Source organism: Anaeromyxobacter sp. Red801, from assembly GCF_049201065.2.
In the GTDB taxonomy this organism is placed as follows: Bacteria; Myxococcota; Myxococcia; order Myxococcales; family Anaeromyxobacteraceae; genus Anaeromyxobacter.
On the sequence record NZ_CM181236.1, the window covers coordinates 72,061 to 84,732 of the forward strand.

The window sequence follows — 12,672 nt, forward strand, 5'->3', positions numbered from 1 at the left end:
CGGGCGGTCCGCCCTGCGCACACCTTGTCCCCGCCGCGCCGACATGGGGTGGCCGCCGCGCGTTGCGGGGGGTCGCTCGCGCGGTAGAATCGCCCGGCCCGATCGGCGTCCAGGCGGGCCCAGGCGGAAAGGGGAACGCACGATGTCCGAGGTCTCCCCCGCGAGCCCTTCCGGCGCGGGCCACGCGCGGCGCCACTTCCTGCTCGATCGCGGGTTCCAGCTGAAGTACGCGCTGACCATGGCCGCCGCCGGGCTGGTGGTGGCGGTCGCGTTCGGGCTCTGGCTGCACCAGGCCCACGCCCAGGCCACCGCGCTCCTGCCGCAGGACGCCGACACGCGCGCGCTCATCGCCCGCAGCGACCGCCTGCTGCTGGCCGCGTTCGCGGGCATCGCCCTGCTGCTCTCGGGCGCGCTCGGCCTGCTCGGCATCGTGATCACGCACCGCGTGGCCGGTCCGGTGTTCGTGATGGGCCATTACCTCTCCATCATGGCGCAGGGGCGGTTCCCGCGCATGCGGACCCTTCGGCGGGGGGACGAGCTGAAGGCGTTCTTCCGCACCTTCCTCGAGGCGGTGGACGCGATGAAGGCGCGCGAGGCGCGCCACGCCGCGGTGCTCGAGGCCGCGGTGGAGCGGATGCGCGCGGCCGAGGCCCACGCCCCCGAGCTCGCCCCCGCCATCGAGGCGCTCGCCGCCGCCGCCCGCGAGCGGCGCGCCGCGCTCGCGATCGACGATCCCGAGCCCACCCCCTTCGCCGTTCCGGCGCCCCGCCAGGGCGCCGCCGGCCGCTGAACCCCGTCCCCCGGAGCCGAGGAGCTGCCCATGATGACGCTGCGCCGCGCCGCCGCCCTGCTCGCCTGCCTGCTCGTCACCGCCTGCGGAAGCCCGAAGGACGCGGAGGGGTGGGCGAAGCGGGCCGCGAGCCGGAGCCGCACCGACGAGAAGCTCGAGGCGCTCGCGCAGGTGCGCAAGGCGCCCGGCGACCGCCGCGCCGCCGTGCCGTACCTCGTCGAGGTGCTGAAGCAGGCGCCGCGGGCCCGCGGCGAGGCGGCGGTGGCGCTCGGCGAGATCGGCGACCCGGCCGCGGTGAAGCCGCTGCTCGACGCGGTGGACCGCGCCGCGCAGGACCGCGACACGCGCGACGCGAACCGGCACATCGCCACCGCGCTCGGCGCGCTCCGGGCCCGGGAGGCGGTGCCGGCGCTCGTCGAGCTGACCGCCTCGCCGGACGGCTACACGCAGGTGGCGGCGGTGGACGCGCTCGGCGAGGTCGGCGATCCCGCCGCCATCGACACGCTGGTGCGCATCGCCACCTCGACCGAGGTCGAGCCGTTCACCGCCAAGCGCGCCATCCTGGCGCTGGGCCGGATCGGCGACGCGCGGGCCGGCCCGGTGGTGCTCCGGATGCTGTTCGAGGAGCGGCCGGGCGTGACGTTCTTCCCGGAGGCGGCGTTCGCCGCCGCGCAGATCGGCCGGCCCATGGCCGCGCCGCTCCTGGCGGTGCTGGAGGGCAAGGACGCGGCGCTGCAGGACTGGGCGCGCACGCGCGGCGTGGTGAGCGGCGCGCTGTACGCGAAGGCGGCGCAGGTGCTCGGCGAGGTCGGCGGACCGGACGCGGTGCCGGCCCTGGTCGCGCGGCTCTCCTACCGCGATCCGGACCCCCGCGTCGGCGTCTACGTGCGCGCCTTCGCGGCGGAGTCGCTCGGCCGGCTGCGCGCCCGCGAGGCGGTGAAGCCGCTCGCCGACCTCGTCGCCCGCGAGCCGGATCCGGACGCGCGCGATCGCTACTGCGAGGCGCTCGCCCGGATCGGCGACCCGGCCGCGCTGCCGGCGCTGCGCGCGGCCGCCGCGGCGGGGTCGTGGCGCGTCCGCGAGGCGCCGCTCGCGGCCCTCTCGCGGCTGGGCGGCGCGCCGGAGGCGTCGCTGGTGGACGAGGCCATCCGCGCCTGCGGGAGCGGCTGCCCGGCGCAGGAGGGCCAGGCGCTCGCCGGGATGAAGGCGCGCCTCGCCGCCGCGGCGGCCTGCCGGGACGCGGCCTGCTGGGCCGGCAAGCTCGCCGACCCCGACCCGGCGGTGCGGGACCGGGCCGCGCTGGAGGTGGGCCGCGCCGGCGGGGTCGCGCAGGCGCGCGCGCTCGCCGACGCCATCGCGCGGCCGGTGGACGGGGACGCGGCGCTCGCCGCGCGGCACGCGGCGGTGCTCGCGCTCGGCTGGATCGCGGCGCGCGAGCCGCTCGGCGGGGACGCCGCGCAGGTGGCCGCCGCGATCGACCGGACGGTCGCGCAGGATCGCGGCCGGACGCTCACCGCCGGCGTGAACGAGGACGCGCTGCGGCTGGCGCTCCGGCTGAAGCGGCCGGCGGCGAGGTAGGCCGCGGCCTCGCCATCCGCTCACCCCTCGACAGGCTCGGGGTGAGCGGAATTCCGAGGTCCGCTCCTGGTGAGCCCCGTCGGCTCCGCCCGCTCATCCACCCTTCGACTCCGGCGGGCCTACGGCCCGCCTACGCTCAGGGTGAGCGGATCGGTATCAGGCCGCGCGGAGTCGAGGGACAGGCCGCGCGGAGTCGAGGGACGCTCACGGTGAGCCGCCGAAGACCCGCTCATGGTGAGCCCCGTCGAACCATGAGCGGGGGCACGGTCAGACCGGCTCGCGCTTCCGGCCGCCGGCCTTGCCGGGCGCCTTCGCGGTCGCGGGCGCGGCGGCGCCTTCCGCGGCGCCAGGCTTCGCGCCGGGCGCGGGCGCGCCGTCGCCGCGGGGCGGGCGGTCCCAGGCGCTCGGCATCAGGTTGAAGGGCAGCAGCTTCGCGAGCAGGGGCAGCAGCAGCATGCCGCCCGGGGCCGCGAAGATGGCGAGGGCGGGCACCGCCTTGGCGAGGTCGATGAGCTGCGCCTTCACCTTGCGCTTCTCGGCCGCGCTGAGCGTCTTCCCTGCGGCGGCCTTGGCGAGCAGTCCGCCCAGCTCGCCGGTCTCGCGGATCTCGGTCGCCAGCGAGCCGAGGTTGTCGGTGACCGCGGTGGAGACGCGCTCGACGACGTGGTCCGCCACCGACTCCCACTCGTCGGCGAGCACCTGCCAGTCCACCGGGACGCCGCCCTCGTCGAACGCCTCGAACCAGACCTCGTGGTCGCAGTGCTGCGCCGCGGCCTCGATCTGCGCCGCGGCGGCCGCCTGCGCGTCGAGCCCTGCGGCCGCGGCGAACCGCTCGGTCCAGCGGCGCGGCCCGTCGCCGTCGAGGCGGACCCGGAGCTGCGCCAGCAGGAGCTGCTCGAGCAGGAACGGCCGCACCCGCTCCGGCGCGTCGGCGGCGATCTCCTCGGGGCCGCGGGGCGACGCCACCAGCCGGCGCGCGTCGCGCAGCTCGGCGCGGGAGAGGCCGAGGCGCGCGAGCTGGCGCACCCGCAGGCCGCGGGCGCGCTCGCCGTCGGAGCCGGCCGCGAGCAGCAGGCCGGAGAGCGCCTCGGCGAGCAGCACCGACTCCCGCGCGGCGTAGGCGCCGTGGCGGGCCAGCGCCTCGGGGACGAGCCGGCCGGCGCGGTGGAAGCCGAGCACCACGCGCGCGAGCCGCCGCCGCAGGATGGCGGTCGCGCCGGGGTGGAGCGGCAGCCCGGAGACGGGATCGCCGGCCGGGTAGGCGCGGGCCTGCAGCGCCTCGGCGGCGCCGCGGAGGGCGCGCTCCACGGCGCGGTCGGTGGACCCGCCCGGCTGCTCCGGCTCGACCTCGAGCGCGAGCGCGTCGAGGCCGAGCGCCGCCGCCAGGAACGCGGCGATCTCGGCGCGCTGGCGGGTGCGCAGGAACGGCTCGCCGCGCAGCAGCGCGAGGTCGAGCGCCAGCCCCACGTGCGTGCGGACCTCGTCGAGGAACGCGTCGTCGGCCGGCGGGGGATCGGCGCAGAGCCGCCGGCGGCGCAGCGAGCGGGCCACCAGCAGGCGTGCCGCCGGGAGCAGGTCGCCCCGCGCCTCCGCCGCCGCGCGCACGTCGGCCGGCAGCCGCGCGCGGGCGGCGTCGGGGTCGTGCTGCTCCAGCTCCTCCGCGAGGAGGTGCTCGAGCCAGCTCTTGTCGCTGAGGGCCTTCGCCACGTCGGTTCCGGAAGGGTGGGAGTGTAACCCGGTTGCCCCCTCGCCCGCTTGCCCACCCGGCGGATCCTCCGCCGTGCGGGCGGGCGGGGAGGCGCACGCAGGCGGAGGAGGGGCGGAGACGAAGCGGGCCGGCCTCTCTCGAGGCCGGCCCGGCCGGGCCGCGGTCGCGGCTCCCTCGCCCGTGGGGCGGGCGAGGGCGTTGCGGATCACTTCGCCTTGGCGCGGGGCTTCCGTTCCTCGGCCGGCTCCTCCGCCGGCGGGGAGGGGACGGCCACCGGGCCGCGGTGGATGCCGAAGCGCTCGAACAGGCGCGACTCGACCTGCTGGAGGATCTCGGGGTGCTCGCGGAAGAACGCCTTGGCCTGCTCGCGTCCCTGGCCGATGCGCTCGCCGCCGAAGCTGAACCAGGTGCCGCTCTTCTCGACGATGTTCTCGTTCGAGGCGAGGTCGAGCACGTCGCCCTCACGGCTGATGCCGTGGCCGTACATGATGTCGAACTCGACCTCCTTGAACGGCGGGGCGACCTTGTTCTTCACCACCTTCACGCGGGTGCGGTTGCCGATGACGGAGTCGCCGTCCTTGATGGCCCCGATGCGGCGGATGTCGAGCCGCTGCGACGCGTAGAACTTGAGCGCGTTGCCGCCGGTGGTGGTCTCCGGGTTCCCGAACATCACGCCGATCTTCATGCGGATCTGGTTGATGAAGATGACGATGGTCGAGGACTTGGAGATGGTGCCGGTGAGCTTGCGGAGCGCCTGGCTCATGAGGCGAGCCTGCACGCCCATGTGCGCGTCGCCCATCTCGCCCTCGAGCTCGGCCTTGGGCACCAGGGCCGCCACCGAGTCCACCACCAGCACGTCGATGGCGCCGGAGCGGACCAGGGTCTCGACGATCTCGAGCGCCTGCTCGCCGGTGTCGGGCTGCGAGATGAGCAGGTCGTCGGTGCGGACGCCCAGCTTGCGGGCGTAGCCCACGTCGAGCGCGTGCTCGGCGTCCACGAACGCGGCGATGCCGCCGCGCCGCTGCGCCTCGGCGATGGCGTGCAGCGCGAGGGTGGTCTTGCCGGAGGACTCCGGCCCGTAGATCTCGATGATGCGGCCGCGCGGGAAGCCGCCCACGCCGAGCGCGATGTCCAGCGAGACCGCGCCGGTCGAGACCGCCTGGACGTCCTTCACCAGCGCGTCCTCGTTGCCGAGGCGCATGATCGAGCCCTTGCCGAACGCCTTCTCGATCGACGCGACGGCCAGCTCGATCGCCTTCTCCTTCTCCGGTCCCACGGGCATGTTTCGTCTCCTTGTAGGGCGCGCCGCGCCTGGCGCGGGGCTCGATCCGTTCGACCCCGCTCGCCGTGGCCTGTGTGAAGGGCGCTCCCGGCGACCTCTGCTGCGTGTCTTCCTTCCCCTACCAGCGCCCCCTGACACCGGGGCCGCCGGACCTGAACGCCCGGATACTGAACGGACGGTCGGGTGGAGTCAAGGAAACGTGCGGGAATCCGCGCCCATCCCGCGCGGGTCTCTGCCCGGCACCCCGCCCCTTGGGGCAGACTGCCCGGTCCATGCCCGTCGATCGACAGGACCTCGAGGCCCGCATCGCCGCCGCCCGCAGCGACGACACCGTCCGCGGGCTCGTCTTCAACGCGCTGTTCTCGGTGGTGCGGGAGGTCGCCGGCGAGGAGGCCGCGCGCGCCTGCGACCCGACCGGCAAGGCGAGCCGGGTCGAGTTCTTCAGCTACCCGGTCACCGACTTCCTGGCGCTCGCCGCGGCGGTCGCGGAGCGGATCGGCGGGCGGCTCGGCGGCGAGCAGCAGGCGTTCTTCCGGATCGGCCACCGCGCCGGCGGGATGGTGCTCGACTCGATGGTCGGCAAGACCATGCTGGCGCTCTCCGAGGCCGGCGGCGCGCGCCAGCTGCTCGCGAACGTGCCGAGCGCCTACAAGGGCGCGGTGAGCTACGGCGAGCGGCGGCTGGAGTGGACCGGCGAGCGCCGGGCCCGGGTCACGTTCCGCCGCGAGCTGCTCGCGCCGCCGTTCCACTGCGGCGTGTTCACCGCGGTGCTGGAGCGGGTCGGGGCGAAGGACATCCGCACGGAGGCGCGCCAGACCGGCGCGCTCGACGCGGAGTGCGAGCTGGCCTGGGAGGCGGCGTAGTCCGCCGTCCGGGCGGGCTCAGGCCTCGGCGCCGCCGCCGCCCACCAGGAAGCCGGCCGGATCGAGCCCCAGCCGCCGCACCGCGGTCTCCCAGCGCTTCTCCATCGGCACGTCGAACACGAGGTCGCCCTGGAGCGGCATGGGCACCCACGCGCCCTCGCTGACCTCGCGCTCGATCTGGAGCGGCGCCCAGCCGGCGTAGCCGAGCAGCAGCAGGTACGGCCCCGGGTCGCGCGAGCGGACCAGCGCCTCCAGCAGCTCGCGCGAGCCGCCCAGCGCGAGCCCGCCCCCGAGCGCCACCGCGCCCTCCTCCGGCGCCGCCGGGCCGGGCCGGAACAGGATCCAGAGCCGCTCCGGCTGCACCGGCCCGCCCACCAGCACCGGGTCGTCCGCCCGCCCGGCGCCCTCGGCGCGCTCGCGCAGCTTCTCGTCCAGCCCGCCGAGCACGTCCGCGACCGTGATCGGCCCGGGCCGGTTCACCACGAACCCGAGCGCGCCCTGCGCGTGGTGCTCGGCCATGAGCACGAGCGATCCGTTGAAGTTCGGGTCCGCGAGCGCCGGCGCCGCGACGAGGAAGCCGGGCGCGAGTCCGGCAGGAGCGTCCTTGGGCATGTGCGTCCTCCGGTGCGGCCGAGCGACGCCCGGAGATCTCGCTCGCCGCGGCCGGGAGTGCAAGCCGGGGCGCCCCCGGGCGTGCGTGCGGGGGTGCGCGCGGCGGCGCAGGTACAGCACCACCCCGGGTGTGGGCGCCCCGGGCGGGGAGCCGTCCAACCCTGCGTCATCGCTTCGCGGGTGCGCGGCACCCCGCTCGCAGTGGGTCGCCCGGCCGGCCCTCGACGCCGGCGGGGAGCGAACGATGGGGAAGCTGTACGACACCGTCCGCCAGATCGACGCCGTGATCGCGCGCAAGAACCTGCCGGTCTTCAAGACGAAGGGGCTCATCGCGATCCACGTGGGCTTCTCGCTGGCGATGGTCGAGGAGGCCACGCCGGACGACGAGGCCAAGATCGACGCCCTGCGCCGCGTGGCGCGGCAGGTGCTGGGCGAGCCCATCCCGTAGCGCGGGGGTCCCGACATGAAGGCCATCTCGATCAAGACGAAGCTGGTGCTCGCCATCGTGGCCGCGCTCGCGCTGGTGGCGATCGCGGTCGCGGCGGTGGTGCGCGGCGCCGCCGAGCGCAACGTGCGGCTGGTGGGCGCCGAGGCCATCCGCGCCGCGGGCGGCACGTTCGCCGCCATGCAGCGCGCGGACGTGGAGAAGCTGGACGCGACGCTCTCCGCGCTCGGCGCGAACCCGGCGTTCGCCGAGGCGTTCGCGGCGCGAGATCGCGAGCGGCTGCTGGCGCTCGCGGCGCCGGTGTTCGCCGGCCTGCGCGCGCAGCACGACATCACCCACTGGTACTTCCTCGACCCGGCGCCGGCGCGGACCTGCTTCCTCCGCGTCCACAAGCCCGAGCAGCACGGCGACGTGGTGGGGCGCGCCACGCTCGCGCAGGCGGTCGAGACGGCCGGGCGCGGGGCGGGCATGGAGCTCGGCCAGACCGCGTTCGCGCTGCGCGTGGTGCGGCCGCTGTCGCACGCCGGCGCGGCGCTCGGGTACGTGGAGCTGGGCGAGGAGGTGGACCACTTCCTCGGGCGGATGAGCGCTCAGACCGGCGACGCCTACGCGCTGGTGGTGGAGAAGCGGTTCCTCGATCGCGCGGCGTGGGCCGCCACGCGGGAGGGCCGGCGCGATCCCTGGGACGACCAGCCCGCCACCGTGGTGGTGGACGCGACCTCCGACGACCCGGCGCTCACCGCGTTCCAGGGCGACCTCTCCGCGGTGCCGGAGGAGGGCCAGCTGGTGGACGAGCTGGAGCGCGGCGGGCGCACCCTGGCGCGCGGCCTGGTGCCGGTGCGCGACGCGGCCGGGCGGCGGGTGGGCGCGCTGTTCGTGCTCCACGACATCACCGACGTGCACGCGACGTTCATGCGCGCGCGCACGCGCGTGTTCGCGGTGATCTGCGCCATGGCGCTGCTGCTCGCGCTCGTGCTGGTGGTGCTGCTGCAGCGGCTGGTCTTCGGCCGGCTCGGGCGCATGGTGTCCACCATGGAGGACCTCTCCGCGCGGCTCGCCGGCGGCGACTACGACGTGGCCGCGCCGCCGCCCGGGCCGCCCGACGAGATCGGCCGGTTCGAGGACTTCTTCGGCCGGTTCCTGGCGGTGGTCGGCGGCCAGCTGAAGGAGCTGACGCGGCGGCGGACGGGGTAGGGCGCCGGGCCGTCCTGCTCCCTGCCGCTCATCCCGAGCGTGGCGCGGCCGCACGGCCGCGCGGAGTCGAGGGAGGCGCTACCCGCCGCCGAGCGGGGCGCGCAGGAGCGCCTCGTAGCGCGCGCCCTTCGGCGAGAGGTGCGACTCGAACAGCACCAGCTCGGTCGCGCGCCAGCCGAAGCCGTCGGCCCGCGCCTGCGCCGCGAGCGCGCCCCCGAGCCCGGGGGCGCCGCGCGGATCGCGGGCGCGGCCCAGCGTGAGGTGCGGCGAGAACGGGCGCGACTCGGGCGCGAAGCCGAGCGGCGCGAGCCGCGCGCCGAGGTCGGCCACCAGCGCCGAGAGCGCCGCCACGTCGCCGCCGAGCCCGAGCCAGACCACCCGCGGGCGGCGCGCGTTGGGGAAGCCGCCCGCGCCGCTCACCTCGAGCGCCAGGGGCCGGGCGCCGGCCGCGGCCGCCTCGACCGCGGCGCGCACCGCCTCCACCCGCTCCTCCGGCACCGCGCCCAGGAACTGCAGCGTGAGGTGCACGCCGTCCGGCGCCACCCAGCGCACGTCGCCGGCCGCGCGCCCGGCGGCGGCGCGGAGCGCGTCGGCCGCGGCGCCGATGCGGCGGCGCACGGCGTCGGTGGGCTCGAGGGCCACGAACAGGCGGCGGGTGACCACGGCCGAGGTCTACCGCACCCGCGCGCCGCGCGCGAGGTCCGGCGCGGCGCGGCGCCGGCGCGCGCTACTCGACCGTCACGCTCTTCGCCAGGTTCCGCGGCTGGTCCACGTCCGTGCCCTTCAGGTCGGCCACGTGGTAGGCGAGGAACTGGAGCGGGATGATCGACAGGAGCGGCACCAGCGCGGGCGGCGCGGGCGGGACGGTGATCGCCACCTCGGCCAGGCTGGCGGCGTGCGTGTCGCCCTCGGTCACCACGGCGAACACCTGGCCGCCGCGGGCGCGCACCTCCTCCATGTTGCCGAGCGTCTTCTCGTAGGCCGGCTCGCGCGTGGCGAGCACCACCACCGGCAGCTCCTCGTCGATGAGCGCGATGGGGCCGTGCTTCATCTCGCCGGCGGCGTAGCCCTCGGCGTGGATGTACGAGATCTCCTTCAGCTTGAGCGCGCCCTCCAGCGCCACCGGGTACTCGCTGCCGCGGCCCAGGAAGAGCACGTCGCGCGCGGCGGTGCAGCGCTTCGCGATGGGCATGAGCTGCGCCTCCTGGCGGATCATCTGCTCCATCCAGGAGGGCACGCGGCGCAGGTCCTCGAGCAGCTCGCGGGCGCGCTCCACCGACAGCGTGCCGCGCAGGCGGCCCAGGCGCACCGCCATGAGGAACAGCGCGGCGAGCTGGGTGGTGAACGCCTTCGTCGAGGCGACGCCGATCTCCGGGCCGGCGCGGGTGAACAGCGTGCCGCCGTCGCACTCGCGGCTGATGGCCGAGCCCACCACGTTGCAGATGGCGTAGGCGCGGGCGCCGCGGGCGCGGGCGATCTTCACCGCGGCGAGCGTGTCGGCGGTCTCGCCGGACTGCGAGATGGCGAGGCACAGCACCCGCTCGTTCACCAGCGGATCGCGGTTGCGGAACTCGCTCGCCAGCTCCACCTCCACCGGCACGCGCGCCAGCGACTCGATCATCTGGCGCCCGGACAGGCCGGCGTGCCAGGAGGTGCCGCAGGCCACGATGACGATCCGCTCCAGCGAGCGGGCGTAGTCCTCGGGCAGCTCCATCCCGTCGAGCGTCACGTCGCCCTGCTCCAGCGAGGCGCGCCCGCGGATGGTGTCGGCCACCGCCCGCGGCTGCTCGAAGATCTCCTTGTGCATGAAGTGCTTGTGGCCGTCCTTCTCGGCGGCCACCGCGCTCCACTCGATCTTGCGCGGCTTGCGCGCGAGCGGCTCGCCGTCGCGCCCGTACAGCGCGATGCCGGCGGGGGTGAGCACCGCCAGCTCGCCCTCCTCCAGGTAGACCACCTCGCGCGTGTGCTCGAGGATGGCGGGCACGTCGGAGGCGAGGAAGCTCTCGCCCTTGCCGTAGCCGACCACCAGCGGCGAGGCGTTCTTGGCGGCGACGATCTCCTCGGGCCGCTGCTGCGAGACCACCGCGATGGCGTAGGTGCCCTTCACCTGCGCGAGCGCCTGGCCCACCGCGTCGCGCAGGTCGCGCGCGCCCGCGGCGAGCGCGTCGGCGATGAGGTGCGCGAAGATCTCGGTGTCGGTCTCGGAGGAGAACTTGTGGCCGCGCCCGGCCAGCGCCGCCTTCAGCTCGAGGTGGTTCTCGATGATGCCGTTGTGGACCACCGCCACCCCGCCGTAGCAGTGCGGGTGCGCGTTCTCGTCGGACGGCTTGCCGTGGGTGGCCCAGCGGGTGTGGCCGATGCCGGTGGTGCCGGCGAGTGGCGCGTCGGCGAGCAGCGCCACCAGGTTCTGCAGCTTCCCCTTCGCCCGCTTCACCGCCAGGCCGTTCGGCCCGACCACCGCCACGCCCGCCGAGTCGTACCCCCGGTACTCGAGCTTCCGGAGGCCGCCCACGATGAGATCCACGCACTGACGGGGGCCGACGTAACCAACGATTCCGCACATAGGGTCGCCTCAATACCACGCGGGGCGCGGGCGCGCCTAACTCGCCCGCCGGGCGGCCGGGCGGCCCTTCCGGGCGGGCGCCGGGCCGGTGGCCGTCCCCTTCATCTGCTTCTCCGCCTGCCGCTGGGCCACCCACCCCTCCTTCGTCACCTGGCGCGCCCGGCCGAGCGCCAGGGCGCCTGCCGGCACCGGATCCGTCAGCGTGGAGCCGGCCGCGACGTAGGCGCCCGCGCCGATCTCGATGGGCGCGACCAGGATGGAGTCCGAGCCGATGAACGCCCCGTCGCCGATCCGCGTCGGGTTCTTGCGCTCGCCGTCGTAGTTGCAGGTGATGGTGCCGGCGCCGATGTTCGCACCGGCGCCGATCTCGGCGTCGCCGAGGTAGGCGAGGTGGTTCGCCTTCGCACCCTTCCCCAGCCGGCTCTTCTTCACCTCGACGAAGTTGCCCACGTGCGCCTCGGGGCCGATATCGGCGCCGGGGCGGAGGCGCGAGAACGGGCCGAGGATGGCGCCCTCGGCGACCTGCGCCTCCGAGATCACGGTGTACGGGTTCACGGTCACGCCGTCGGCGAGGACGCCGTCGGTGATGACCGCGCCGGCGCCCACCCGCGTGCGCGCGCCGACGCGGGTGCGGCCGCGCAGCCGCACGTTCGGCTCGATCACCGCGTCCGCGCCGATCTCGACGCCCTCGTCGCAGTCGAAGCGGGCCGGGTCCTCGATGGTCACGCCGGCGCGCATGAACGCCTCGGCGAGCCGGCCCACCATCACGCGGTTGGCGCGCGACAGCTCGATGCGATCGTTGACGCCCGAGGCCTCCTCGGCCGGCACCTCGACGCCGGCCACGCCGCCCGCCTGCGCGGCCATGGGCACGAGGTCGGTGAGGTAGAACTCGCGCTGCGCGTTGGCGGTGCCCACCTTCGCGAGCTTCTTCCAGAGCAGCTCCGCGTCCACGCAGTACAGCCCCGCGTTCACCTCGCGGATGGCGCGCTCGGCGTCGGTCGCGTCCTTCTCCTCCACGATGCGCGACGGCCGGCCGCGCGCGTCGCGCACCACCCGGCCGTAGCCGCGCGGCGCCTCGAGCGTCATGGTGGCGAGCGAGACCGCGGCGCGCGCCCGGCGGCGGGCGGAGACCACCGCCTCGAGCGTCTCGGCGCGGAGCAGCGGCGTGTCGCCGGAGAGGATCAGCACCGGGCCGCGGTAGCCGCGCAGCGCGCGCTTCGCGGCGAGCACCGCGTGCGCCGTGCCGAGCTGCTGCTCCTGGACGGCGAAGCGCAGCGGCGCCTCGGGGAGCGCGGCGGAGAGCGCCGCCTCCACCGCCTCGGCCTGGTGGCCCACCACCACCACCACCGGGCTCGCGCCCAGCTCCAGGGCGCGCTTCACCGGGTAGTACGCGAGCGGCCGGCCCGCGACCTCGTGCAGGACCTTGGCCTTGTTCGACTTCATCCGGGTGCCCTTGCCGGCGGCGAGGACGATGGCGGCGAGCGGTGTGCGGGTGCGTGGCATGGTCGCGGAGGCTAGGCGCGGGTGGGGGCTGCGATCAAGCCTGCGCACGTGTGAGCCGGAGCGCGGGCGCCCGGGCGCCCGGGGGGTGCGCCCGGAGGTGCCCGCAGGACCGGTCGGGAGGGGGATCCCGGCGT

General features: G+C 76.0%; 11 protein-coding genes. 5 read left to right on the forward strand and 6 right to left on the reverse strand.

The window, feature by feature from the left end; genetic code table 11:
- Positions 1–142 precede the first annotated feature (142 nt).
- On the forward strand, positions 143–790 hold the full coding sequence (locus ACOQFB_RS00395; protein WP_421609163.1) for a hypothetical protein: 648 nt from the start codon (positions 143–145) through the stop codon (positions 788–790).
- A 30-nt stretch (positions 791–820) separates the two neighbouring features.
- Complete coding sequence (locus tag ACOQFB_RS00400) at positions 821–2,368, forward strand: HEAT repeat domain-containing protein (RefSeq protein WP_421609164.1); 1,548 nt, start codon at positions 821–823, stop codon at positions 2,366–2,368.
- Between the two features lie 267 nt (positions 2,369–2,635).
- On the opposite strand, the gene ACOQFB_RS00405 is transcribed toward ACOQFB_RS00400, so the two are convergent.
- Together ACOQFB_RS00405 and recA are read right to left on the reverse strand one after the other, a co-directional pair.
- Positions 2,636–4,075 carry an LETM1 domain-containing protein gene (locus tag ACOQFB_RS00405; protein WP_059438384.1) on the reverse strand — a complete coding sequence of 480 codons (1,440 nt, stop codon included), beginning with the start codon at positions 4,073–4,075 and terminating at the stop codon, positions 2,636–2,638.
- 206 nt (positions 4,076–4,281) lie between these two features.
- The gene (recA, locus tag ACOQFB_RS00410) at positions 4,282–5,358 is read right to left on the reverse strand and encodes a recombinase RecA (RefSeq protein ID WP_059438383.1); all 1,077 of its coding nucleotides are present in this window, start codon (positions 5,356–5,358) and stop codon (positions 4,282–4,284) included.
- Positions 5,359–5,630: 272 nt separating this feature from the next.
- Between recA and ACOQFB_RS00415 the strand changes: the two genes are divergently transcribed.
- A complete protein-coding gene (locus tag ACOQFB_RS00415) occupies positions 5,631–6,221 on the forward strand; it encodes a DUF2378 family protein (protein ID WP_059438382.1) in 591 nt (196 codons plus the stop codon).
- An 18-nt stretch (positions 6,222–6,239) separates the two neighbouring features.
- On the opposite strand, the gene ACOQFB_RS00420 is transcribed toward ACOQFB_RS00415, so the two are convergent.
- Entirely contained in the window at positions 6,240–6,833 is a 594-nt protein-coding gene (locus tag ACOQFB_RS00420; RefSeq protein WP_059438381.1) for a YqgE/AlgH family protein, read from the reverse strand.
- Between the two features lie 244 nt (positions 6,834–7,077).
- Between ACOQFB_RS00420 and ACOQFB_RS00425 the strand changes: the two genes are divergently transcribed.
- The gene (locus ACOQFB_RS00425; RefSeq protein WP_012528030.1) at positions 7,078–7,281 is read left to right on the forward strand and encodes a hypothetical protein; all 204 of its coding nucleotides are present in this window, start codon (positions 7,078–7,080) and stop codon (positions 7,279–7,281) included.
- A gap of 15 nt (positions 7,282–7,296) precedes the next feature.
- Positions 7,297–8,472 (forward strand): cache domain-containing protein, encoded by a 1,176-nt coding sequence (locus ACOQFB_RS00430; protein ID WP_059438380.1) that lies wholly within the window; start codon positions 7,297–7,299, stop codon positions 8,470–8,472.
- 78 nt (positions 8,473–8,550) lie between these two features.
- Here the strand turns inward: ACOQFB_RS00430 and thpR are convergent, their stop codons facing one another.
- The 3 genes from thpR to glmU all read right to left on the reverse strand — a co-directional run bounded on the left by thpR (position 8,551) and on the right by glmU (position 12,538).
- A complete protein-coding gene (gene thpR, locus ACOQFB_RS00435; RefSeq protein WP_421609165.1) occupies positions 8,551–9,135 on the reverse strand; it encodes an RNA 2',3'-cyclic phosphodiesterase in 585 nt (194 codons plus the stop codon).
- 64 nt (positions 9,136–9,199) lie between these two features.
- A complete protein-coding gene (glmS, locus tag ACOQFB_RS00440) occupies positions 9,200–11,035 on the reverse strand; it encodes a glutamine--fructose-6-phosphate transaminase (isomerizing) (RefSeq protein WP_059438378.1) in 1,836 nt (611 codons plus the stop codon).
- Between the two features lie 36 nt (positions 11,036–11,071).
- Positions 11,072–12,538 carry a bifunctional UDP-N-acetylglucosamine diphosphorylase/glucosamine-1-phosphate N-acetyltransferase GlmU gene (glmU, locus tag ACOQFB_RS00445; RefSeq protein WP_059438377.1) on the reverse strand — a complete coding sequence of 489 codons (1,467 nt, stop codon included), beginning with the start codon at positions 12,536–12,538 and terminating at the stop codon, positions 11,072–11,074.
- Between the last annotated feature and the right edge of the window lie 134 nt (positions 12,539–12,672).